General features: G+C 64.6%; 21 protein-coding genes and 1 tRNA gene. 10 read left to right on the top strand and 12 right to left on the bottom strand.

Translation table 11 applies throughout. From position 1 onward, the window contains the following. Positions 1-29: 29 nt before the first annotated feature. Both NDN01_RS15720 and NDN01_RS15715 read left to right on the top strand, forming a co-directional pair. On the top strand, positions 30-854 hold the full coding sequence (locus tag NDN01_RS15720) for a class I mannose-6-phosphate isomerase (protein WP_272622700.1): 825 nt from the start codon (positions 30-32) through the stop codon (positions 852-854). Between the two features lie 53 nt (positions 855-907). After that, entirely contained in the window at positions 908-2,089 is a 1,182-nt protein-coding gene (locus tag NDN01_RS15715; protein WP_272622699.1) for a glycosyltransferase, read from the top strand. Here the strand turns inward: NDN01_RS15715 and NDN01_RS15710 are convergent. The 5 genes from NDN01_RS15710 to yajC form a co-directional block, all read right to left on the bottom strand. Further along, positions 2,068-3,255: a DUF3089 domain-containing protein gene (locus NDN01_RS15710; RefSeq protein WP_272622698.1), complete on the bottom strand. Its 1,188-nt coding sequence runs from the start codon at positions 3,253-3,255 to the stop codon at positions 2,068-2,070. The two genes, NDN01_RS15715 and NDN01_RS15710, sit on opposite strands and share 22 nt — an antisense overlap. Positions 3,256-3,325: 70 nt before the next feature. After that, positions 3,326-3,697 (bottom strand): MTH938/NDUFAF3 family protein, encoded by a 372-nt coding sequence (locus NDN01_RS15705; RefSeq protein ID WP_272622697.1) that lies wholly within the window; start codon positions 3,695-3,697, stop codon positions 3,326-3,328. 32 nt (positions 3,698-3,729) lie between these two features. After that, positions 3,730-4,698, bottom strand: coding sequence for a protein translocase subunit SecF (secF, locus tag NDN01_RS15700; protein ID WP_272622696.1), 969 nt, complete (start codon positions 4,696-4,698; stop codon positions 3,730-3,732). Positions 4,699-4,712: 14 nt separating this feature from the next. Beyond that, entirely contained in the window at positions 4,713-6,311 is a 1,599-nt protein-coding gene (gene secD / locus NDN01_RS15695; protein ID WP_272622695.1) for a protein translocase subunit SecD, read from the bottom strand. A 4-nt stretch (positions 6,312-6,315) separates the two neighbouring features. After that, positions 6,316-6,645: a preprotein translocase subunit YajC gene (gene yajC / locus NDN01_RS15690; RefSeq protein WP_272622694.1), complete on the bottom strand. Its 330-nt coding sequence runs from the start codon at positions 6,643-6,645 to the stop codon at positions 6,316-6,318. Between the two features lie 144 nt (positions 6,646-6,789). Here yajC and NDN01_RS15685 point away from each other — a divergent pair, with 144 nt between their 5' ends. The 6 genes from NDN01_RS15685 (at position 6,790) to NDN01_RS15660 (ending at position 12,867) form a co-directional block, all read left to right on the top strand. After that, on the top strand, positions 6,790-7,101 hold the full coding sequence (locus tag NDN01_RS15685) for a putative quinol monooxygenase (protein ID WP_272622693.1): 312 nt from the start codon (positions 6,790-6,792) through the stop codon (positions 7,099-7,101). A 72-nt stretch (positions 7,102-7,173) separates the two neighbouring features. Further along, on the top strand, positions 7,174-7,848 hold the full coding sequence (locus tag NDN01_RS15680; protein WP_272622692.1) for a hypothetical protein: 675 nt from the start codon (positions 7,174-7,176) through the stop codon (positions 7,846-7,848). Between the two features lie 608 nt (positions 7,849-8,456). Beyond that, positions 8,457-8,533: transfer RNA gene (locus NDN01_RS15675), tRNA-Pro, on the top strand. A 428-nt stretch (positions 8,534-8,961) separates the two neighbouring features. Then, the gene (locus NDN01_RS15670) at positions 8,962-10,473 is read left to right on the top strand and encodes a DGQHR domain-containing protein (RefSeq protein WP_272622689.1); all 1,512 of its coding nucleotides are present in this window, start codon (positions 8,962-8,964) and stop codon (positions 10,471-10,473) included. Between the two features lie 46 nt (positions 10,474-10,519). After that, the gene (locus NDN01_RS15665; RefSeq protein WP_272622687.1) at positions 10,520-11,734 is read left to right on the top strand and encodes a hypothetical protein; all 1,215 of its coding nucleotides are present in this window, start codon (positions 10,520-10,522) and stop codon (positions 11,732-11,734) included. Positions 11,735-11,739: 5 nt separating this feature from the next. Next, the gene (locus NDN01_RS15660) at positions 11,740-12,867 is read left to right on the top strand and encodes a DNA adenine methylase (RefSeq protein ID WP_272628248.1); all 1,128 of its coding nucleotides are present in this window, start codon (positions 11,740-11,742) and stop codon (positions 12,865-12,867) included. A gap of 144 nt (positions 12,868-13,011) precedes the next feature. On the opposite strand, the gene NDN01_RS15655 is transcribed toward NDN01_RS15660, so the two are convergent. After that, complete coding sequence (locus NDN01_RS15655) at positions 13,012-13,416, bottom strand: nuclear transport factor 2 family protein (protein WP_272622685.1); 405 nt, start codon at positions 13,414-13,416, stop codon at positions 13,012-13,014. A gap of 57 nt (positions 13,417-13,473) precedes the next feature. Next, on the bottom strand, positions 13,474-13,917 hold the full coding sequence (locus tag NDN01_RS15650; protein WP_272622683.1) for a hypothetical protein: 444 nt from the start codon (positions 13,915-13,917) through the stop codon (positions 13,474-13,476). Between the two features lie 224 nt (positions 13,918-14,141). On the opposite strand from NDN01_RS15650, the gene NDN01_RS15645 reads away from it, so the two are divergent. Next, the gene (locus tag NDN01_RS15645) at positions 14,142-15,134 is read left to right on the top strand and encodes a cupin domain-containing protein (RefSeq protein ID WP_272622682.1); all 993 of its coding nucleotides are present in this window, start codon (positions 14,142-14,144) and stop codon (positions 15,132-15,134) included. Positions 15,135-15,212: 78 nt separating this feature from the next. On the opposite strand, the gene NDN01_RS15640 is transcribed toward NDN01_RS15645, so the two are convergent. Beyond that, positions 15,213-16,397, bottom strand: coding sequence for a Yip1 family protein (locus tag NDN01_RS15640; RefSeq protein ID WP_272622680.1), 1,185 nt, complete (start codon positions 16,395-16,397; stop codon positions 15,213-15,215). Positions 16,398-16,572: 175 nt separating this feature from the next. Between NDN01_RS15640 and NDN01_RS15635 the strand changes: the two genes are divergently transcribed. Next, positions 16,573-18,486, top strand: coding sequence for a prolyl oligopeptidase family serine peptidase (locus NDN01_RS15635; RefSeq protein WP_443025127.1), 1,914 nt, complete (start codon positions 16,573-16,575; stop codon positions 18,484-18,486). 33 nt (positions 18,487-18,519) lie between these two features. Here NDN01_RS15635 and NDN01_RS15630 read toward each other — a convergent pair whose 3' ends face one another. From NDN01_RS15630 to NDN01_RS15615, 4 genes are all read right to left on the bottom strand, one after another. After that, positions 18,520-19,542: a cell wall hydrolase gene (locus NDN01_RS15630; RefSeq protein WP_272622678.1), complete on the bottom strand. Its 1,023-nt coding sequence runs from the start codon at positions 19,540-19,542 to the stop codon at positions 18,520-18,522. A 253-nt stretch (positions 19,543-19,795) separates the two neighbouring features. Beyond that, positions 19,796-22,633 (bottom strand): M16 family metallopeptidase, encoded by a 2,838-nt coding sequence (locus tag NDN01_RS15625; protein ID WP_272622677.1) that lies wholly within the window; start codon positions 22,631-22,633, stop codon positions 19,796-19,798. A 120-nt stretch (positions 22,634-22,753) separates the two neighbouring features. Next, positions 22,754-23,428, bottom strand: coding sequence for a hypothetical protein (locus NDN01_RS15620; protein WP_272622675.1), 675 nt, complete (start codon positions 23,426-23,428; stop codon positions 22,754-22,756). 72 nt (positions 23,429-23,500) lie between these two features. Then, on the bottom strand, positions 23,501-24,004 hold the full coding sequence (locus NDN01_RS15615; RefSeq protein ID WP_272622673.1) for an EF-hand domain-containing protein: 504 nt from the start codon (positions 24,002-24,004) through the stop codon (positions 23,501-23,503). Between the last annotated feature and the right edge of the window lie 112 nt (positions 24,005-24,116).

Raw genomic sequence — 24,116 nt, 5'->3', positions numbered from 1 at the left:
CGTTATCATTCCGACCCCAGAGGACCAGCATGACCGCAACCTTGCTCGCCACCAAGCGCGTCGAAAAACCGTGGGGCCGACACAATCTTTGGCCGGGCTTCCCCGATCCCGCATCCGATGGCGATCCGATCGGGGAAGTGTGGTTCCAGACGCCGCACGCGGCCGAGCCCGATCTGCTGATCAAATATCTCTTCACCAGCCAGAAGCTGTCGGTCCAGGTCCATCCGGACGACGCGGCCGCGCGCGCCGCTGGCTATCCGCGCGGCAAGGACGAGGCCTGGGTGATCCTGGCCGCAGAGCCCGACGCAACGATCGCGCTTGGCACCAAGGCGCCGATGCCGAAGGATCAGCTCCGGGCCGCCTCGCTCGACGGATCGATCGAGCATCTGCTCGACTGGAAGCCGGTGAAGGCAGGCGATTTCTATTATTCGAAGGCAGGTACCATTCACGCGATCGGCGCCGGGATCACGCTGATCGAGATCCAGCAGAATGTCGACCTGACCTATCGACTCTATGATTATGGCAGCGACCGGGAACTGCATCTGGACGCCGGTGTCGCGGTGGCCGATCCGGTGCCCTTCGTGCCGCTGCCGTCACCGGCTCCCGCGTCGGACGACCGCGAGATCCTGGCGGAGGGTCCGAAATTCGTTATCGAGCGCTGGCCCGGCGGTCATCGCGTCGTGACGCTGCCGGAAGGCGTCATGGGGTGGTTCGTGCCGATCGCCGGGCAGGGAGCGGTTGACGGCGTCGCCTGGAAGGCCGGCGAATGTTTGACGCTCGAGGGACGGTGCGAGATCGAGGCATCGGTCGGGAGCGACCTGCTGCTCGCCTATCCCGGGGACAAGCGGCTCTGACGATCCGGCGTGCGTGGGAGGATTAACCTTCCCACGCTACACTCGCGGTCGCCATGCTCCGCGTCCTCACGCTCTCCACCCTGTTCCCCGACGCGACGCGTCCCAATTTCGGGGTGTTCGTCGAACGGCAGACGCTCGGTCTCGCGGCGCGGCCCGATGTCGATCTGCGATTGATCTCGCCCGTCGGGTTACCGCCCTGGCCGCTCCGGGCGCTGTCGCACCACGCATCGCTTGCATCGCTGCCCGATCGCGAAATGTGGAAGGGTCTCGACACCCGACGCCCACGCTTCACCACTATCCCTGGTACCGGAGGCCGTTTCCATGTCGGCGCCCTGGTTCGTCGCCTGATCCCGTTGCTCACCGCGATTCGCCGGGACTTCGCGTTCGATGTGATCGATGCCGAATTCTTCTTTCCCGATGGCCCGGCCGCCGTCGTGCTCGGCCGCCATTTCGGTGTGCCGGTGTCGATCAAGGCGCGGGGCGCCGACATCCATCACTGGGGCCAAGCTCCGGTTACCGCGGGACAGGTGATCGCGGCCGGGCAGGGTGCCGACGGGTTGCTCGCGGTGTCGGAGGCGATGAAGGCGGATATGGCCTCGATCGGTATCCCGGCCGATCGAATCCGCGTCCATCGCACCGGTGTCGATCTGGACCGATTCGCGCCACGCGATCGGATAACGGCGAAGGCGGCTTATGGCGTGACCGGCCCGCTCGTCGTCTCGCTTGGTGCGCTGATCCCACGCAAAGGGCACGACATCGCAATCGAGGCGGTCGCAACCCTGCCGGGCGTCACGCTGTTCGTTGCCGGGGAGGGGCCGGAACGGGGCGGGCTCAAGGCGAAGATCGGCGCGCTGGGTGTCGGCGATCGGGTGAGGTTGCTCGGCGCCATTCCGCATGCCGACCTGCCGGCGCTGCTTGCTGCCGCCGACGTGATGGCGCTTGCGTCCGCATCGGAAGGCCTCGCCAATGCGTGGGTGGAGGCGCTCGCCTGCGGGACGCCGATCGTCATCACTATGGCCGGAGGTGCCGCCGAGGTCGTCACTGATCCTGCCTATGGCCGAATCGCCGCGCGTGATTCAGGCGCGTTCGCTCACGCCATTGGTGATCTGCTCGCTCATCCGCCAGTCCAGGCCGATGTCCGTCGCGGCGCCGAGCGCTTCACCTGGGAAGCGAACAGCGCCGCATTGCACGATCATCTCGCCGGGCTGGTCGATCAGCGCCGCCTGGCCTTGTGAGGCGTGCCCCGCCATGCCGCCGCCTGATGGTCGGCAAGCTCGACCAGATTGCCCATCTCCACCGGCATGTCGATCAGGTGCAGACCCCAGTCCTTCAGGATGACGCCGCCGAGCGAGACGTCGCCGACGATCGTGTCGGTGCGCGGATCGGCCGGATTGCCGTTCACCGTGACGGCAAGATAGTCGAACCCGTCCTTCGACACGCACTCGGCCGAGATCAGGTCGGGGACCTTCACGAACGGGGTGGTAACCGGCAGATTGTCGCTGGTCCAGGGGCCCATCGGTGCGCTGCCAGCGCCTGCACCCTTGGCGCCCAGGATCGCGTCGGTCACCGCCTTGCCGCCGGCGAGCGCCGCGGGGTTGGTGCAGGCAGCGACCATGCCGGGTTCAGGCACCTTGCCGAACCGGCTGTTCGCCGGTGGCGGCGAATCGGCGCGGAAGGAGACATAGCTGATCACGCAATTGAACTGGTCGTCCTTGCGGCATAGCGGCAGCCGCTTGAAATCGCCGCCGACATCCTTGCCGGCCGGCACGGCGACATTGGCACCAAGCAGCATCGCCGAGATGATGTTGCGCCGGACCGCATCAGGCTCGATCGACTTGGCGATCACTTCCTTCAGCACAAGCGATCCCTGGCTGTGCCCGATCAGCACCACGCCGCGGCCCTTGTTATCGCGCGCCAGATAGTCGTTCCACGCCGCCGTGATGTCGGCGATCGGCATGGCGCGGTCCATCGCGACCGGCTGGCCGGTGATGAAGGCGCGGAGCGCGGTCAGCGTGACCTGGCGATAGAGCGGCGCGAACACCCGGCATTTCGAGGCGAAGCGGGCGGCCTGCGACGCCGCGACCGCCAGTTCCTCCGGCCCGGCCGTCATGTCGCTGTTGGGCGTCGGGTCGTTGGAGACGGTCGGATAGACGTAGAAACAGTCGAACTGCGGCGCGGGCGCCGCCTTGAACTTCTCGATCCGCCGCTTGCCGTTCGCCTGGATGACGGTGACGTCCTGGTTGGCGGAACAGGCGTCGGTGCGGCCGGGCCGGCAGAGCCAGGCCGAATCCTGTGCATAGTCAGGGGCGGCGGCGGGGCTTGCCGTGGGCGCGGTCTGCGCGGCGACGGGAACGGTCCAGAGCGGTATGGCGAGCAGTGCCAGTCCGGCCAGCAGCTTCATGCGATCTCTCCCCCCAGCTTTTGAGCTTGGGGTATGATAGCGCCGGCCCCGGCTTCGGTCAAAGCGGGGGTCAAAGCGGGTAGAGCGCGCCCGCGATCCAGCGGCCTTCGCCGCGCAGCACCGCCCATGCCCGCGCGGCGGCGCGGCTGTCCATCGCCTCGATGCCGAGCCCTCGCGCCTCGATCGCACGGACGAAGGAGGCGGGCGGCCGCACCAGCGACGGGCCGGTGCCGAGCAGCAGGAATTCGGGAAACGGGTCGAGCGCGAGCAGTGGCGCGATATCGTCGGCGGTCAGCACCCCGATCGGCGGCGGTGTCCAGCCGTCGGCGCGCACCGGGGTAATCAGCAGCGCGCGATAGACGCCGTCATCGACCTTGAACCCGCCACCCGAAAAGGCCGAGATGATCGGGCCGTCGGTCTGCTGGCCCTTGTCCATGCGCATAACGGTCTATCCCTGTCGCCGGAAGAAAAGCGTCAGGGCATGTCCTTATAGGCAACGCGCTCAGCCTTCGATCCGGGCGTGTCGTCCGACTTCGGCTCGGCGCGCAGGCCAAGCGAGATCAGCAGCGACGACGAAACGTAGATCGACGAATAGGTGCCGACGAAGATGCCCAGGATCATCGCCGCGGTGAAGCCGCGCAGCACATGGCCGCCGAAGATCAGCAGCGCGAACAGCGCGAGCAGGATCGTGACCGAGGTCATCACCGTGCGCGGCAGCGTCTCGTTGACCGACAGGTCGACGATCTGCGGCATGTCCATCTTGCGATAGCGGCGCATATTCTCGCGAATACGGTCGTCGATCACGATCTTGTCGTTGATCGAATAGCCGATGATGGTCAGCACCGCGGCGACGATGTTCAGGTCGAACTCGAACTGGGTCAGCGCGAAGAAGCCGAGCGTCATCAGCACGTCGTGGACGATCGCGACCATGGTCGAGACGCCGAACTGCCATTCGAAGCGGAAGATCGCGAACAGGCCGATGCCGACCACGGCCAGGACGACCGCGAGGATGCCCTTCCAGATCAGCTCGCCGGAAACCTTGCCGCTGACGGCATCCTGCTTCGAGAAGCGGGCGTCCGGGAACTCCTTGTTGATGGCGGCCTGGACCGCGGCGACGACCTTGTTGGTCGCGTCTTCCTCGGTGCTCTTGGGCGGCGGCAGCTTGATCGAGATGGTCTTGCCGTCGGTGCCGACCGACTGAAGCCGCACCTCGCCGAGCTGGAGGCGGTCGACGACCTGACGGAGCTTGTCGGTCGACGGCGGTGTCTGGAACTTCTCCTCGATCATCAGGCCGCCGACAAAGTCGACGCCGAGATTGAGGCCCCGGGCGAATACCAGGGCGACCGCCGCGATGGTCAGCAGGATCGTCAGCCCGAACGCCCATTTGCGCAGGGAGACGAAGGGGAGGTTCGTGTTATCGGGAACGAGTTTCAGGAGACGCATGGGCCGGTCGCCGATCAAATGTTGAGGTGGCTGGGACGCGTGCGGCGAACCCAGAGCACGACGAGCATGCGGGTGAAGGTGACGGCGGTGAACACCGAGGTGGCGATGCCGATCAGCAGCACGACCGCGAAGCCCTTAACCGGGCCCGATCCGAGCAGCAGCATGATGATGCCGGAAATGGCATGAGTCGCGTTCGCCTCGAAGATGGTCCGGCTGGCTTCCTTGTAGCCGAGCTCGATCGACTGGATCACCGATCGTCCGCGCCGCTGCTCTTCGCGGATTCGTTCGTTGATCAGCACGTTCGCGTCCACCGCGGTGCCGATCGTCAGCACGAAGCCGGCGATGCCGGGCAGGGTCAGCGTGCCGTTCAGCACCGCCAGCACGCCCATGATGACCACGACGTTGATGACCACGGCGAAGTTCGCATAGATGCCGAAGCGGCCGTAGGTGACCAGCATGAAGGCGATCACCAGGATCACCGCGATGATCGAGGCCTTGATGCCGGCATGGATCGAATCGGCGCCGAGATCGGGGCCGACGGTGCGCTCCTCGATCACCTTCAGCGCGACCGGCAGCTTGCCCGAGCGCAGGGCGATCGCGAGTTCGTTGGCGCTGGCGACGGTGAAGCTGCCCGAGATCGAGGCGGTGCCGCCGAGGATCGGCTCGTTGATATTTGGGGCCGACAGCACCTGGCCGTCGAGGATGATCGCGAACGGATGGTTGACGTTCGCCTGGGTCACCCGCGCGAATTTCTTGCCGCCCTGGCTGTCGAAGGTGATCACCACCTCGGCCTGGTTGGTCTGCGGATTGTTGCTCTGCTGCGCGTTGATCAGCTGATCGCCGGTGATCATCACCGCGCGCTTCACGGCGATGAAGCGGCTCGGGCTGCTCGGGTATGGCAGGACCTGGCTGCCGACCGGCGCGATGCCCTGGGCGAGCTGGGCGGGGTCGGTCGCCGTTTCGTCGACCAGCTTGAACTCGAGCTTCGCTGTCTTGCCGAGAAGCTGCTTCAGCGCCTGCGGGTCCTGCAGGCCCGGCACCTGGACGACGATGCGGCTGTTGCCCTGGCGGACGATGGTCGGCTCCTTGGTGCCGAGTTCGTCGATGCGCTTGCGCACGACTTCGGTCGCGTCGCCCATCGCCTGGTTGATCTGCTGGTCGATCCCGGCCTGGGTCGGGGTCATCACGAAGCGCGTGCTGTCGACGACTTCGACGTTCCAGTCGCGCTGGCCGGTCAGGCCGGCGCCGGTGGTCAGCGCCTGGAGCTGCTCGCGCGCGGCGTCGACCTGGGTCACGTCGCGCACCATGAAGCTGACCTTGCCGTCACGCGTGGAGATGTCGCCGATGTCGATCTTGGGGTTGGCCCGCTTCATGGCGGCGGCAACCTCGTCGCGCTTCTGCTCGACGCGCTGGTTGATCAGGTCGGCAGTGTCCGCCTCGAGCAGCAGATAGCTGCCGCCGGCCAGATCGAGGCCGAGATTGATCCGCGGATGCGGGATCCAGCCCCAGGCCTTGGTCTGGTCTTCCGAAAAGAAGCTCGGGATCGCCAGCGCCATCAGCGCGGCGAGGAGCACCAGGATCGAAGTGATCTTCCAGCGCGGGAAATCAAGCATCGGATTAATCGTTCGCCGGCTTGGTGCCGAACGGAGTGACCTCCGCCAGCATCGCCTTGACCACCCGCACCTTGACGGTGGGCGCGATCTCGACCTCGACGAAACGCTCCTCGACCTTGGTCACCTTGCCGACCAGGCCGCCGGAGGTCACGACCGAATCGCCCTTCTTCACCGCCTCAAGCGTCGCCCGGTGCGCCTTCGCCTTCACCTGCTGCGGCCGCAGCACCAGGAAGTAGAAGACCGGGATAAGCAGCAGGTACGGGATAAGCACCAGGAAGGAACCGCCACTTGAGGCGGCGCCCGCGGTGGCTGCATAGGCTGGAGTTGCGAACATGATATCCTGAAGGCTTGGCCGGGAAGGCTGGGTATCGAAAAGGGGCAAGGCCCGCTCTATAAGCGCCGCGAGCTATCACTTGTCCGATGGCCACGCAACAATCGGTTGGTTGCCGGAGCCGGCCCGATCATCAGGAGAGGCGCAATGACCATCATCGTATTGGGACATATCCGGGTTGCGGAGGGCGAGGGGGCGAAGCTGCGCGACCTGCTGGTCGAACATATGGCGGCGACCAATGCGGAGGACGGCTGCGAATTCTACAATTTCGCCTATGACGCCGGCGACCCCGATCTCATCCGTATCTCCGAACGCTGGGCCTCCAAAGAGGCGCTCGGCGCGCATGGCATCGCCGATCATCAAAAGGCGTTCGGCAAGAGCCTTGGCGCCTTCGGCATCAAGGAGATCAGCGTGAAAGCCTGGGACGGGGAGTTCTGGCAGACGCTGATCGGGGAATGAGCGTGAGGGAAGGCCGCGTGTGATGCGACTCGCGCTTGCCGCGCCTCCAGGCGAGGGCGTGTGGACTGGATCATGTTGAACGCAGCTCTTGCTCTTCTCCTCTCGCCGGTGCCTGCCGCGACCGTCCCCGGTTCGTCGCGCGATGCGCTGACCCAGATCGTCTTCACCGTTCGCGACAAGGCGTCGGCGCTTGCGCAGCTTGCCGGCGTGGAGGCGGATGCCAACGCCGCGCTCGTCCGTACACCGGGCGATGGTGACGCGCTGCTGACGCGGGCGATGGCGATCGGCTATCGCGCGAAGCTCAGCAGGAGCCGGCACGATGCGCTCGAATGCCGCGCGCAGTTCGAGGCGCTCGTCGCGAGGAACCCGCGCGATCCGGAGGCGCAGGCGGCGCTGGGCGGCTGGCATATCGACGCGGTCGAGGCATTGGGCGGACTGGCAGCGCGGGCGGTACTCGGCGCGCGGAAGACGACCGGCTACGAAGCGACCGACCGCGCCGTCGCGCTGGGCGGGGATCGTGCCTTGTTCACCGGGCTCGCCGCCCTCCTCCGGCTGTCGATCGACCCGGCGGATTCGCGCGGGGCGGTGCTGGCCGACGCAGCGACGCGGGGCACGACGCCTACGCTGCTCGACCGGATGATGCAGCGCCGCGCTGTCGAGATGGTCGCCGCGCTCAAGGGCGGCGACCGGCGTCTCATCCAGGCGCTGGCGAAGCGCCTGCTGCCGCTTGGGCAGATCAGGGAATAGGCGGGCCGGCACGACAGGAATGGGTTCACGCGAAGACGCGAAGACGCGAAGACGCGAAGCAGATAGTCCGGCGGGAACGCGGCCGTCTCCGGCGGAGGTGCCGTTCGGGCCAATGCCGGACCGGCCTTTCCCCGCGCAATCTCTCTTTGCGTCTTCGCGGCTTCGCGTGAATCCCTCCGGATGACGGCGCGACTCGCGATATCCATGCCGGTCCGCCGCGACGCCCGAAATTCCCTGTTCCGGGCGAATAACAGGGAAATTAACAAGGAATTTGTTTTTATTCCTTCGATCCGGGGGTGAGTGGGGCACGATTCTCTGTTGTGTATCAACAAGATAAGGCGAGATTCCCTGTTGCGTGATAACAGGGAAAATCGCGCCCGGAACAGGGAAAAGCTGGCGAGGAACAGGGAAATGACGAGGTTCCTCCGTTACGAGGGTGAAGCTCCGGTGGCGGAGCCACATTCGCCGTCATCCTGAGCCGATCTTCGGCAGGGTTGAATCGATCGATGCGGGCCGGGCGCTTCCGACTCTCATCCGTCGATCGTTCGCCGCGGCGCCTTCCGTGCTTGCATCCCGCGCCTCACCCGCATATGTGCCCCACCCTCGGTCGGGGCGTAGCGCAGCCTGGTAGCGCATCACACTGGGGGTGTGGGGGTCGCAGGTTCGAATCCTGTCGCCCCGACCAGAGATTTTCGGCATTTTCAGTGGATTGCGGGAGGAAGCGTGAGCTGCCGTCTTCTCATAATTATGCCGCTGTCTTAGAAAATACAGAGCCGTTGCGGCCTCAAAATCCACATTTGCAGTTCGTTACAGCTAGCTTGAGCTATGAATGCAGTCCATGCTTGATCGGCGATATTGTATCTTATCACCCTGCAATGTGGCGAGCATATTCAATTGGATTGAGATGCTCACGTCGCAGGAATTCGTGTTGGCTACACGATCAAGCGATCGAACGGTGGCCCAATTCCTAAAGTCGCCGATTTGCGTGCGCTGCAGTCGCGATCCGAAAGCCAGTGAAGGTTTGATGCTGACCGTTGAAACTCACGATCGACAATGCGTTAACCCGGTTGTAGCAGGCGCTGAGCCATGCCACAAAATCACAGGGGGACTGGAATGGCAGGCAAAGTAGAGGCGATCCGATTCAAGCAATGGCTACCCGAATGGGACGACTTTGATTTCGACCCTAATCAGCATCGTCGTAAGCCGGAAGACCATATTCTTCTTTTCTCGATGCCAGCTGTGCAGTTGCGTGCCTTAAGCGGTGTCTATCGTCGTAAGGAAGGGGTAGGACTCCAGCGTCTCCACGATCCCAAGCGTTCTGCAGCAATCCGGGATTTCGTTCGCTTTGGTCATCCCTATAGCAGTCTGCCTCGCGCAGCCCGCGACGAGGGATCAGCGGCGATGCGTAAGCCCGGTTGGCTACCGACTGCGATCGTTGTGAACATTCTGAACGGCGATGATGAAAGGCGCGGACGTAGGGTCGCGGCAGAAGATCTTGTCAAGATCGTGCATGACGACAGCGCTCGAGCCGAACTTACCATGCCTTATGCTGACCAGTTGGAGCAATGGACCCCTAAGGCACTGGAGCCCTTCGAGGTCATTGATGGTCAACATAGGCTCTGGGCGTTCGATGAGGCGCTCGCGGATGGCACCTTGCCCGGCGATTTCGAGTTGCCAGTCGTTGCCTTCACAGGTTTGGATGTAGGCTGGCAGGCCTATTTGTTTTGGTCGATTAACGTGTCTCCGAAGCGCATCAATCCCAGTCATGCGTTTGATTTGTTTCCGTTGCTGCGTTCAGCCGAGTGGCTGGAAACGCTGTCTGATCTGCGCATCTATCGCCAAGCGCGGGCGCAGGAACTGACCGAGATCCTCTACAATCAACCAGAGAGCCCTTTTTATAACCGCATCAACATGCTTGGTGAATCATCTAAAACGGCCCCGCCGGGGGCGGGTGTCAGCCAGGCAGGTTGGGTACAAGCGATGACCACTAGCTTCCTTTCGACTGGCAGTGGTCGGTCGGCGAAGGGATTGTTTGCGGCCGACATCACTCCTGTGGCCGGACCGCTTCCGTGGTCGCGTCCGCAGCAGGCCGCCTTCCTCATAGTGCTGTGGAAGGCAATCGAGGACGCGGTCTGCAATCCAGAACTTGAGTGGGTCGTACCGTTGATGCAGCCCGATGGGCAACAGAACTTAGATCCGTCCCCTGAACTGGCCTTTACTGGCTCTCGTACCATGCTGAATCAGGAACAGGGTGTCCGTGGCGTACTGGCGGTGGCCAACGAAATCTTCTTCTCGTTGGCACAACTTAGACCAGGGCTTTTCGATTTGAAGACACGCGTCGTCGCTGGTGTGGCGACAAACCCCGAGGACGTCACAACCGCAGTAGCCGAATTGGGTGGAACGGAACTCCAGATGCTGATCGTCGGCTTCGCGCAGGCGATTGCTCCATTCGATTGGCGCTCGGCAGATGCACCCGGCTTGGATGAGCAACTGCGGTTGGTCAAAAGAGCATTTCGCGGCAGCAGCGGCTACGTTGCTTTGCGGGAGCAACTCTTCTCGCACCTCGCCAAGGCGCCAAACGACATTGCGAGGATTGCGGCTGAGTCGCTCGCGCGGCTTTCCTAAGGTGGCGATCGACCCGCTAGGAGCTAACGATAAGGCCGCTGTCGCTTTGGCCGATGTCACGGCCATTCGCAATGCGCTGGGCGCACTCAAGACCCGTCCCGTTCCGCCATGGCTAGGCCCGACTAATCCCTATCAGGACGGTAGCCTTCCGCCGCTCCAGATAGCTGTCGCTGGTCAGGATCTGGTCGAGATCATAGCGGTCAGGGGGCCTCTTCATGCGATAGATGGCTGGAGCTATGTCGCTAGAGCTCTGAATGCGCTGATCAGCGGAGATCCACACGGGGCTCGGCACCTCGCGTACTATGGCGAACTGAGAGGCGCTCTTTCGATTCTGGCAAGCTCAGGTATTGGTATCTTCAACAAACGTAACGCTGTGGTCGATGTGACCGGCGTAGTTCATAGCCTTACCGAGCGGGCGACCCATAACATGTGCTGGGCGACTATCTCACAATGGGCACTTTCGGCAGCTAGTCTGGACCAAATGGTGAGTTCACTGCACCTCGGCGGGACGTCGCTGCTCGATCCATTTCGCGAGTTCTTCCCGAGTGGTGCCTCGGTTGCGGCAAGCCACTTGATGACAGAATGGGGCTTCGATCTTGCACAGGGCGGCGAGGACCGTGATGAGCGAAACTGGTCAAGCTATCAGCCAACGGCTCTTGCGGACATCATAACGACTCCGGCGGACGATACAGCCTTTCTGACGATGTTTTGGGAGTCGCTGCGCCCAGGAGGGATCGCCCTCGAACGGCACCTACTGCGCATCCTCTTAGAGGTTGAGGCAAGAGTTCATAACGAGCAACTCACAGCTTACCGGGATCCGTATGATCGCCTTGATGACGGCTTGAAGACTCTCATTCCTTTTGAGTTTTTGACGCGCGTTACCGATGCCTTGGATCATGATTTTCTGATCCATGCATCCCGACGCACGCTGCCTGCTCACCCCTATTCAATGATCTGCCGGGCCGCACTGCTACTGCGGCTGGCTACAGGCATGGCTGAGAGAAATCTGGTTGGAGCTGGCATCCAGCCGGCAGTTCAATTCGAAACTTGGTGGAGAGAGTTTGGAGTAAACCACGGTTTGTGGGCGCCGGAGGCCGCGCCGGCAACCAGTTTCCAACTCTGGGATGATGTCGATCTGGCGTTGGAGGACGTAGCAGGTGCGCCAACTACGCATCGACACAGGTGGGTCTCGGCGTTAGCAGGTAGCGCGATGCGCGTCTGCGAAACGGAACGCGCTGCTTTATGGGGACTGTTCCAGTGAAATATATGGGCTCTAAGCGAGCCATGCTGGGCAACGGGCTAGGCGAGGCTTTGGGCCGGTCGCTCTTCAGCGCGAACCGAGTGCTCGACCTTTTTACGGGCTCAGCGGCAGTTGCCTGGCACGTCGCCGAGAAGCACGGCAAAGAGGTTATCGCATGCGATTTGCAACAGTATTCGACCGTCCTCGCTGCCTCCGTCATTGAACGTACCGAAGCAATCACTGACTTCGCCTGGGTCGATACTTGGTTCCGGAGCGCGCGGGCACGGATCGCTGGTCATCGTGATTGGCACGCCCTCAAGAATCACCAGATCCGTCTGGGCGATGCAGATCCAGCATATGTTGCCGAGGAAGCGCGCACGTTCGATTTAGGTGATCGTTATCCAATTAGCAGAGCCTACGGCGCTCATTATTTCTCGCCTTGGCAGTCAGCTTGGATCGATGCGCTCCGCACAAGCCTTCCTATGGACCCGGCCTACTACTATGTCGGGCTCGCTGCTCTGATTCAGGCGGCTAGTCGCTGTGCAGCTTCGCCCGGTCATACTGCCCAACCCTTTAAGGCCAACAATACGGCTGGCCCCTTCCTAATCGAGGCTTGGCAGCGCGATCTTCCCAGCATAGTTGTTTCCCGGCTGAGAGATATTGCGCCGCGTTTCGCGAAAATCCGGGGGCAAGCCCATTGCGCCGACGCGCTCGCCATCGCTGATCAGGCAAAGCCCGGCGATCTGGCATTCTTGGATCCACCCTACTCGGGCGTGCACTACAGCCGGTTTTATCATGTGCTGGAAACAATTGCCCGGGGGCGGGTTGGTGAAGTTGCCGGAATCGGCCGCTATCCGCCAATCGAAGAACGACCCTCTTCCTCTTTCAGCATGAAGACGACAGCGCAAAAGGCGTTCGATGAGCTTCTAGCTTTACTGGCCCTTCGGGGTGCGAGCGTTATAATTACCTTCCCGGCCAATAAGGCTTCGAACGGCATTTCGGGCGATGACGTGAAAGAGCTTGCTGCCGAACATTTTCGTATCGAGGAGGAAAAGGTCTCGTCGCGATTCTCAACCCTCGGCGGCGATACCAAGCATCGTGCCGCGAGGCAGGACGCTCACGAGTTGATCTTAACCTTGTCCGTCTCGCACTGAACCAAACTCTACCGGCATATGACTTCACAGGCAGTCCGCACCAGCTTCGGTATGCCACAAATCTGTGCGCTTCTGTCAATGTGGGGCCGCCTGCAATTCCATCTCGCGTAGGATATCGCTCTTTTACGATATACTGAACGATGCTCAGCCCTCTTGAAGCATCTCATCGATCAGGCGCTGATCCTCATCGAGCACCCAGCATTCGAACAGCAGCGAATCCCTGACGGTGTAGATCAGCGTCCGCTCGATCTCGACCGCACGCCCGCCAATCGAAATCTCCTCCCGCGCCAGGATCACGCCGCGCTTGGCGCCCACCGCTATGTCGCTGATCTCGATCAGCCGTCGCCGTGACCTGCGGGAGAAATCGGCCAGGGCGGTCAGCGCCGCGCCCTTGCCGCGATGGACGCCGGCCAGCGGGCTTGTCCCGAAATAGTGAAGCGTGAAATCGTCATGATAGCAGGAGGTAATCGCCTGGAGGTCGCCCGCGCACCATGCCGAGGCATAGCGAGTCAGGACGGTCCGAATGTCGTCGTCTGCACTGTCATTCATCGCTGGTCCCTTTCGCGTACGGTGCCATCATCCGTCTGGTGGAGTGCGCCGCGAGTGTCAGGAAGATCCGGTCGGGTCGGATCGCGAACCGCGCCGCTGGAATATTTCATGACTGCACCCCCAGATCAGGAACGCCAAAATCGCCATGATCGCAAGGTGCGTCAGCGCCGCCACGACAAAGCCGATCGGCTTGTCCTGCCAAGCTACGTATTCGGCCGGACTGGTTGGAACCAACAGCTTTCCGGTCGCGAATGCCTGAAAGATTCGATAGGTTTCCATGACCAGCACGGTGAGGGAAAAGAGCAAGCCAAAGGACGCGCAAATCAGGCCTTCCCTTTGCGACATTCCAGACGTGCGGTTTCCTATGCGACGGCCCATAAAGACGACAATCACGACGGCCAGACCGGTAAGTGCATCCAGCAAGCGAGGTTCCTGGCCGGTTGCGAGGCGCAGGCCTGAAACCAGCAGCATCGTGGCGGTGAATGCGATCACGTATCTCATGGTCCACTCCCCCAAAACACCCACACAGCATAAGGCGCCGACGTACTGTTCACCAGCGACCTGCCGCATCCGACAAGGCCCGAACCGGCCCCGTAAAACGCTTTTCCTATATCATATATTTGATATAGCTCCGTCCGACTCCACGGGCTGATACACGGCAAGAGCCGGTGATGTGGAGAACGAACAATCCGGCGCGCGCCGGTCCTTTTGGAGGGAGATGACTGATGCGTGTTGTGAAGAGCGGTTTGGCCGCGGGAATGATGGCGGGCGCGGCGATGCTGGCGCATCAGGCGTTCGCCCAGGCGGTGCCCGCTCCGGCGGGGGCAGCGCCCGCCGTGCGTCCCGCGCCGCCGCCGCCAATCTATGGCTGGGTGCCGAAGAAGAACCCGGTCCAGGCCTATGTCGCCCCCAACAAGCCATGGTGGAAGCTCGCCGACGTGCTTGCGCTGCACAAGGGCCAGGCGAGTTGGTCGCAACCCATCGTGCGCAACAAGGATCTCATGGCCGACTGGCACCAGCTCGCCCCGGGCGCGAAGAAGCCCGAGGTCCTTTACGCCGACAACCGGGTCGCGATGATCGTCTGGAGCGGCCAGGTCAGGGTCAGCATCAAGGGCCAGGAACCGTTCGTTGCCTCAAAGGGCTTCGAGATCAACGTGCCGTTGCGCCTGCCTTTCACGATGGAGACGGTGGGGTCCGCGCCCGCTTTGTGGCTGGAGGTGCATGAGGCCGGCGATATCCCGATCTATCCGGATACCGGCACATCGACCAGGCCGGCCGACATCAAGGGGGTGACCTATACGAGGTCGATCCTGTCGGGCGGGGACGGCGTCTATGATGGCGCCAACAAGCCCTATCTCGATTATTACAAGGACGTCGTCGGCGCGAACGGCCGGGCAGGGGCCTTCATCGCCAGCGACCATATGTTCGTGAACAATATCCGCGGCAAGGGCACGCCAACGCCGCCGCCGACCAATCTCGGCCATTTCCACACCAATTACAGCGAGTTCTGGTTCGTGATGGAAGGCAATGTCGATTACCAGATCCAGGGTGTCCCGGTCTTCACCGCCTCCGCCGGCGATGTCGTGACGGCGGAGGTCGGGCGCTGGCACCGGGCGAGCTTCGGCGGCCCGGTCGGGCAGATGGCGACACGCGTCGCGATCAACCCGTTCCCGCGCGGCCTGCACAATTACACGCCCGAATCGAATGGCCGCCAATAAGGGGTTCGAAACGGCAGGCCCGGAGAACTCCCGTCCGCAAGAGCAGGCGGGGTTCTTCTTTCTCCGACACTGATAACTTTATCGCGCCAGCGCCGCGAGCTTGCCGGTATCGACTGACGCGACCGCCTGTTTCAGCGTGTCGACGGTCGGCGCGGCGCCTTCGGCGGACACCATGAAGCGGCTCGCGACCATCGTGACATAGCTGCCGCTCTTCAACTGGTTATCCCATTTCTCGGTGACCATCGCGCCGCCGACCATCGCGGTCTTTTCATAGCCGGTCGCGGTCTGCTTGCTCGACTGCATGTTCATCGCGCCGCCGAGCGAGGCAAGCGCGCCGGCCGCCGCCATGTCAGTGACCGACAGGTCGAAGCTCTGGTCGCCCGAGGTATAGTGGCCCTGGGCATGGCTGCCCGCGATCCCGCCGACCCCGCCGCTCTGGGACTCGACGTCGCCGCGCGCGAAGCCGCCGATCGTGGCGGGCAGCATCGCCTGCAGCGCGGCGGCGGCGATCGGGGTCGCGGTGCCATTCTGCATCTTGTCGGTCGCTGCCTTCATGCTGGCGACGGCTGCGTTGGCCTTGTCCAGATCGACCGTGCCCATGCCGGGCAGGTTCAACGATCCGTTCACGGTTCCGGCATCGGTCGCGGCGTTGAACATCGGGCGCGAGAACGACGAGCCAACCTGGGTCGCCACGGCGCCGCAGACCAGGAACACCACGATCGAGACAAGCATCGTCACCACGACATAGGGCGTGGCGCGTCCCTCGGGCACCTTCATCAGGATCGGCAGGCCGACCCAGAGGAGGTACAGGCCGTACAGGCCGAGGAGCGCCAGCCAGCTCAGCACCGGGATGATCTGGAAGACGCCGGCAAGCCAGCCGGCGGTGCCGGTGAACGCGGCGACCTTGAACGCTGAAACCGGATTCTTGGTGCCGCCGAAGCTGGGCGCAAGGGCGTTGATGATCAGCGACAGGATATAGACGCTGATCAGGGCAAGGACGTAGCCGACGAGTGCGCTGCTGACAGCGACACCGATCGATGGGCGATAGGTGACGCCAAGCAAGCTGTAGCCGAAGACCAGCGCGCCGATCAGGCCGGCGACCGGGCCGATCGCCGCCAGCGGCACGACCCACCCCGTATAGATGCCCTTGATCGTCATCGGTTCGGCGTCGATCCGCGGCCATTCCTGCGCCGGCGCAGTCAGCAGTCGCTTGATCCGTTCCACCATGTTCGTGGGTTGGTCGCCTGGAATATGCGTGGCCATGGCCTGCTCCCTGTTGCTCGTCCCCCGACTGCGCGACCCTAGGCCCCGGCGTCCCGAAGGATAGGATCAAGGCGACATGCGCGACAGTTTCGCCCGCGCCGGCCGTAGCATGGTTCGCAATTGCGTGGCAGCGCCGTCATGCTATCCCGCCACGGCATCCGTTTCGGAGAGTCACGTGCGCGCCAAACTCGCCCTCTTCTTTTCCGCCGCCGTCGCCGTCGCGACGCCGACGATGGCCGCGCCCGTCCATCAATATGCCGGGCTGGTCCTGTCGGCGAAGGGGGACCTGATCGCCAGCGTCGAGGGAGACGAGGAAACGTCCCACTCGGCCATCGCCATCCGGTCAGCGAAGGACGGGCGGATCGTTCGCACGATCGATCCCTGCGCCGCCTGCAGCTATTCGGGCCTGACCTTTGCGCCCGACGGTACGCTCGCCTTTCTGCAGCGCGACCGGAAGGCGGGGACCGTCGCGCTGATGATCGATGGCGGCACGCCGCGCGCCATCGCGACGGTCGGCGGGATCGCCCAGACCCCGCGCTTCTCGCCCGACGGCAGGCGGATCGCGCTGCTCGTCACGATCGGCGCGGCGAAGGAAGCCGGCGCGACTCAGGCCGGCGTCAGGCAGATCGGCGAGATCGGCGAGCATAGCGACGAACAGCGCCTTGCCGTCTTCGACGTGGCGGGCGCTCCCGTTGCCCCGGCCGAAGTGAAGCCGCTGTCGCCGGCCGGCCGCTATGTCTATGAATATGACTGGACGCCCGACGGCAGCGGCTTCGTGGCATCCTCGGCGCCCGGCAATGGCGACAATAACTGGTGGGTCGCGACGCTCGACGCGATCGATGCGCGAACCGGCGCGGTGCGCGGGATCGCGAAGCCGGCGACCCAGATCAATTTCCCTCGCATCTCGGCCGATGGCAGGACGGTCGCCTATGTCGGCGGGTTGATGAGCGATTTCGGATCAGTCGGCGGCGATGTGTGGACGGTGCCCTTCGCCGGGGGCGTGCCGCGGAACATGACCGAGGGAGCGCCCTTTACCGTCACCTCGCTGCTATCGACCGGCAGCCGTTTTCGCGGAACGGTGCTGAAGGGCAGCGATGCTGGTCTGTTCGAGCTTGGCGCGCAGCCGGCCGTCGGGTGGAGCCGCCCTTCGAGCTTCGAGGCGGGCGACGGCAGGGTCGCCTATAGCGCCGATGGCCGGGCCGTCGCGATGGTCGTGCAGGATTATACGCACGCGCCCGCGATCTTCGCCGGTCCGGTGGCGAGGCCAGCGCAGATCACGCACGACAATGATGCGCAGCCGGCGCTCGTCACCGCGCGCAGCGTGACGTGGAAGAATGACGGCTTCGACGTGCAGGGCTGGCTGCTCGCGCCCGCCGGTGCCGACCCGGCGAAGAAGGCGCCGATGGTCACCGTCGTGCACGGTGGGCCGGCGGCGGCGTCGACGCCCAATTTCCTACCGGCGAACGGCCTGTCGGCGGGCCTGGCCCGCGCCGGCTATTATGTCTTCCTGCCCAATCCCCGTGGCAGCTATGGCCAGGGCGAGGCCTTCACCGCGGCGAACAAGCGCGATTTCGGCGGTGGCGACCTGCGCGATATCCTGGCCGGCATCGATGCCGTCGAGAAGATCGCGCCGATCGACGAGGCCCGGCTGGGCCTGACGGGCGGCAGCTATGGCGGCTTCATGTCGATGTGGGCGAACACGCAGACCAAGCGCTTCAAGGCGATCGTGGCGGGGGCGGGGCTGTCCAACTGGATCAGCTATTACGGCACCAACGGCATCGACCAGTGGATGCTGCCTTTCTTCGGCAAGACCCTGTACGACGACCCGAAGGCCTATGAGGCGGTATCAGCCGTCTATTTCATGAAGCAAGCCAGGACCCCGACCTTCATCTATGTCGGCGAACGCGACATCGAGGTGCCGCCGACCCAGTCGATCGAATATTGGCATGGGCTGAAGGATCAGGGCGTGCCCACCAGCCTGGTGATCTATCCCGACGAGGGACATCGGATCCGAGCGCCGGGGAACATGGCCGATGTGCAGAAGCGCACGATCGCGTGGTTCGACACATATCTGGCGGGGTCGAACTAGGCGTATTTTCCCTCTTCCGCAGGGGGAGGGAAATTATCTGAGCGGCTTGCCTGAGTCTTTCCAGCGGTCGAGGATCTGGGACTCTCCGGTCGTATCGGCTGGCGCGACCGCGGGTTTCAGTGTGCCGCTCTGCGCATAGGCTGGCTGAATAGAAGCCGGCGCGGTCGGGGGAGTGGATGTCGGCGCGGCGGTCGCGGCGGATGCCAGGACCAGATCGGGCGTGGCGGGGCGGGCATGCGGCCCGGGCAAGGGCTCGCCCCCGGCATAATGCTGGCTGAACGCGGCGGGCGTGCCCCACCAGCCCTGCCAGCGGTGGAAGAAATGGGCGCCGAGCGCGGCGGTCATCACCAGGCTGCGGTTCCAGGACGGGGTGACCGCATAGGTGTGGTAATGGGTCGCGAGGCCGACGGGCGCGAACACATGGCCGTTCAGCGCCGCCGCGGCGACCTTCATCGCCCGGAGCCAGTAAAGGCGCGATGGCACCCGTGCCATCGATCCGTCGCAGGCGAAGCTGAACTGGCAGCCGGTGCCGCGCTCCGACCCCTGATAGACGACGCCGCACACCGTCGCGGGGAAGGCGGGATGGCGCATCCGGTTGAGGATCACCTGCGCCACCGCCTGCTGGCCGGCATCGGGCTCGGTCGCCGCCTCGTAATAGATCGCGGTGGTCAGGCATTGCAGCGCCCGCGCGCGATCGGTCGGGCTGGCATTCTTCATCGAGAAGGGCTGGGCCGGGCGAATCGAGGCATCGGTCGCCAGCGACGCAGCCTCGGGCGGCAGCGGCATGTCGGGCAGCCTGGTCGTTCCGGTCGTGCCGGCGCCCGGGGTCGGGCTCTCCTCGGCGATATAGAACCAGGCGGCGCCGGGGAAATGATCCTCGGCCTCATAGCCGACGGGCTTCGCCGCCCTGGCTTCGGCCTTGGCCTGCTGGTCGACGATCGCGCGGAGGGCGGCATGCGCGGAAACGCCCGCACAGATCAGCGCGATGATCCCGACGATGCCGAGCTTGCCCAGCCGCCGCATCCTGAACCAGTCTTTGATCGCGCCCCAGGCCATGGCTGCGCCATAGCCGATCGATCGCGGCCGCGCTGCCCTCCATTTCAGGGTGTGTCGCAGCGAAACACTTGGTGGTTAACGTAATTTTCGAAAACTCTCTCTCCCCTGGTGGGAGAGGAAAGGGGCCCAGGCGAAGCTTGGGAAGGGTGAGGGGGGACACTCGAAGTTCGAGCGTCACTCCCCCTCATCCAACTGCGACTAACTCTCTTCGTTCGCAAGTCTCCGTATCCTTCTCCCACAAGGGGAGAAGGAGCTATTTCAGCGCGGCCGTATCCAGCTTGAGCGCGCTCGCCGGGATCAGTTCCAGCTTCGGATAGGCCTTGCGCAGCGCCTCGATGAAGTCCTTCGCATCGCCGACCACGATGATGCTCGCCCGATCCGGATCGAGCAGGCGCGCCGCGGCTGCCTGTACCGCTGCCGGATCCACCGCCGAGACCTTCGACGTGAAGGCCTTGAGCTCGCTCAACGGCACGTCCTGAACGACATAGGCGCCGAGCACGCCCGCGATGCCGTCGGTCGTCTCGACGCCGCGGCCGAAATCGCCGATCAGCGTTGCCTTGCGCGGCTCGAGCTCGTTCGCCGGCACTGGCTCTGTGCCGAGCCGCTTCATCTCGGCGACCATGATCGCCACGGTTTCCGGTGCGGTCGGGTTCTTGGTCTGGGTCCGGGCCGAGATCGAGCCGGGCTCGCGCCGCGCCGAAAGGGAACTGCCCGCGCCATAGGCAAGCCCGCGCTTGATCCGGATCTCCTGGTTGAGTCGCGACGAGAAACCGCCACCCAGCACGGTGTTGGCGACGCTCGCCGGATAGAAGCTGGGATCGCGGCGGGCGATGCCCGGCCGGGCGACCACGACACCGGCCTGGCCGGCGCCGGGCATGTCGACCACGATCACCCGGGGCTCGGGCAGGGGCTGGCTGGCGGGTGCGGTGCCGGCTGCCGGCCGCCGGGCGATGGACCGCCAGCCGGCGAAATTCTTCTCGGCGAGCGCTTTTGCCGCCGCGGGCGCGATGTCGCCGACCAGCACGAGCGTCGCCTGGTTCGGCTGCCATGTCCTCGCATAGGCGCTGCGGATATCCGCCGCCTTGATCGCCTTGAGCGATTCGGGCGTGCCCGACAGCGCATGGCCATAGGGCTGGTTGCCGAACACTGCCCGGCCCGCGACCAGCCCGGCAAGCTGCGAGGGATCCTTGATCGTGACGGTGACGCCGTCGATCGCCTGGGCGCGGGCGCGCTCGATCTCCTCGTCCGCAAAGGCCGGATTCTGCGCGACATCGGCAAGGATGCCGAGCGCGGGGGCTGCCTGATCCGACTTCACCGTCACCGAGATGGACGAGCCGTCCCAGCTCGCATCGCTGCCGATCGATCCGCCGAGCGCCTCGATCTGGGCGGCGATCTGCGTGGCGGAGCGGGTACGGGTGCCCTTCGGCAGCAGGTCGGCGGTCAGGCTGCCCACGCCGGCGCGGTCGGACGGGTCGGCGGCGCCGCCGCCGGTCGCCACCAGCGCGGCGGTGAGCAGCGGCAGATCGTGCTTCTCGACGACGAGCACGCGCAGGCCGTTGGCGAGCCTGATCTCCTGCGGTGCCGGAATGGCCGCGACGACGGGCGCGCCCGGCGCTGGCGGCGCCACCCGCTCCGCCTCCGGTGCCGGCGTCACGATCTCCACATTGGCGGGCGCGGCCAGCGGCGCGACCTGGACCGTCGAGGCGACCGCCACCGTATCGCCTTTAGCGCCCGCCGGGGCGCTTTCGGCGGGGAGATAGTGGATCGCGGCCGAGCGTTCATCGCGGAGATATTTCCGCGCGACCCGCTGGATATCGGCGGCCGTGACCCGGGCGATCTCGGCAAGCTGCCGGTCGGAAGCGCGCGGATCGCCGTTGATGATCACCGAGGCGGCGAGCGTCGAGGCCTTGCCCTCGGCCGTCTCCCGGCCGCGGAGCACGCTGGTCAGGATCTCGTTCTTCGCCTCGGCCAGTTCGGCGGCGGTGACGGGCGCGTCGCGCAGCCGCGCCACTTCGCGCCGCAGCGCGGCCTCGCCGGCATCGGCGGTCTTGCCGCCAGCCAGGATCGCGAAGACGCCGAGATTGCCCGGGCCCTGCTTGGTGTCGAGATAGGTCTCGGCGGACTGGGCGAGCTGGTCGCGGTAGACCAGGGTTTCGTACAGCCGCGAGCTTTCGCCCTGTGACAGCACTGCGTTGAGCACGGTGAGCGCCGGGATGTCGGTATCATTGTCGGGCGGCAACGGATAGCTGATCATCACCGCGGGCAGGGGCGTGTTCTGCTCATAGACGGTGACGTGAGTCGCCCTGGTGCGCTCGGGCTCGGTCACCGTCACGCGCGGGATCGGGCGGTCGGGCTTCCTGATGCCGGCGAAATACTGGTCGACCCAGGCATCGAGCTGCTTCGGATCGAAATTGCCCGACACGACGAGGATGGCGTTGTCGGGCCGGTAATAGGTCGCGTGAAAGGCGCGGACATCGTCGATCGTCGCGCTTTCCAGATTCTCCAGGCTGCCGATCCCGGGCCGGGCATAGGGGTGCTTCGTGTAGGAAATCTCGGGGAAGTAGATCGAAAAGAGCTTGCCGTAGGGCTGGGCGAGGGTGCGCAGGCGCAGTTCCTCCTTCACCACGTCGCGTTCGGACGCGAAGCTCTTGGGCTCGACCACCAGGCTCGCCATCCGGTCGGCCTCGGCGAACAGCAGCCGTTGCAGATGATTGGCCGGCACCACCTCGTAATAATTGGTATAGTCGTCATTGGTGGAAGCGTTGTTGTAGCCGCCGACATCCTCGGTCAGCCGGTCCATCTGTTCCGCGACGAGGTTGCGCGTCGCCTTGAACATCAGATGCTCGAACATGTGCGCGAAGCCGGATCGGCCGGCGGGATCGTCCTTCGACCCGACATCGTACCAGACCTGCACCGCGACGTTCGACGTGCCCGTATCGCGGATCGCATAGACGCGCAGGCCATTGGCCAGCGTGCGTTCAGTGAAGTCGAGCGGCTTCACCGCGGCGGCCGGCGCTGCCGCCTTCTGCGCCTGGGCCGAGAGCGGGAGCAGAGCTGCGCCCAACAGGAGGGCGGCACGGGAAAGGCGCATGAACGATGACTCCGGTGTTGCGGGAGGAGGCTGGTTGCGGGTTGGTGTCGCGCCGGGGTCGGGTTGTGTCAATTCTGCGGGACACCGGCTGCGCGGTGCCTGATGCCGGATACCCGGGCATCAGCACTTCGGATCGGCGGCCCGGTTGATATCGGCGGTGCCGAGGATCGTCTTCGCATAGCCGCCCCGGGCGACCGCGATCATGGCGCGCCCGACCTTCTCGGTTGTGGTCGCCAGCGCGGGGGATAGCGCGCCCAGCACCGAGGCGAGTGGCCCGGTCACGGCATAAGCGGCGCGATACCAGCCCGTTTTCGAGACGATGCCGTGGAGTGGCTGGATGAAGCCCGGCCTGAACATATAGGCGGCGGCGAACGGCAGGGCGAACAGGGCATTCTCGGTCCGGCCCTTGACCCGCGCCCACATGATCCGGCCGCGCTCGCTGCTGTCCGTACCGGTGCCCGTCACATAGATGAAGGTCATGCCGGGATTGAGTCCGGCGAGCAGCGTGGCGGCCGTCACCGTCAGGTCGTGGGTGATGCGCGTATAATCGGCCTCGGACATGCCGACCGCCGAGACGCCCAGGCAGAAGAAGCAGGCATCGAAGCCGCTCAGCTCAGCTGCCTCGCCGCCAATGTCGAACAGATCGGGCAGCAGGATTTCGCGGAGTTTCGGGTCAGTCCGTCCGGACGTAGCACGGCCGACCGTGACCACCCGGTCGACGCCCGGATCAATCAGGCATTCGCGCAGGACGCCCTGCCCGACCATGCCAGTCGCACCGAAGAGGAGGATGTTCATGGACGAGAGGTAACAGGCGGGAGCGCGCTGGGATAGCGAGCACGCGTCATGGCCTGAGTCCAGGCGGCGGAATCATCCGCCGCGGCGCGGCTTGCTCTCGTCGGACGGCCCGTTCGGCCCGACCGGACCGATCGGCACGGCGCCGTTGCGCGCCGCGCGCTTCTCGGCGGGCGTGACGATGCCGTCGTGATTGGTATCCATCAGGTCGAATGCCGCCAGGGCGCGTGCGCCCGCTTCCTTGCGGCTGAGCTTCCCGTCGTGATTGGTGTCGACTGCGTTGAAGGCCGCGTCGGCGGCATTGAGCATTTTCTGCGCCTGCTCCCGTGACGGCGCGCCGGCCGTGCCTGGCGGGGTCCGGTTCAGCACCGCGGCCATGCGCTTGGCGAATTCGGCGCGGCTCATGAAGCCGTCCTTGTTGGTGTCGGCAAGATCGAACACCTGCTTCACCTGTGCCTCGACCTGTGCGCGCGTGACGTTGCCGGCCGGTGCAGCAGGCGTCCTTGTCTGCGCAAGCAGCGGCGTCGCAAATGTCAGGGCGAGGATCGCGCCCAGAGTCGGAGAGTTGGTACGGAGCATCGAAGAACCTTTCGCGGGCGCACGGGCTGCGGCCGGCGCGCAGCATCGCTTCGGAACAAGCGATAGGCGGGACAAGCTATCTGCGAGGTGAACGGGCCGGGGCGAGGCGCGG

This window comes from Sphingomonas sp. QA11 (genome assembly GCF_028473665.1).
GTDB lineage: Bacteria > Pseudomonadota > Alphaproteobacteria > Sphingomonadales > Sphingomonadaceae > Sphingomonas > Sphingomonas phytovorans.
The sequence above is the reverse complement of the archived record's forward strand: the minus strand, read 5'-3'. Positions and strand labels throughout refer to the sequence as shown.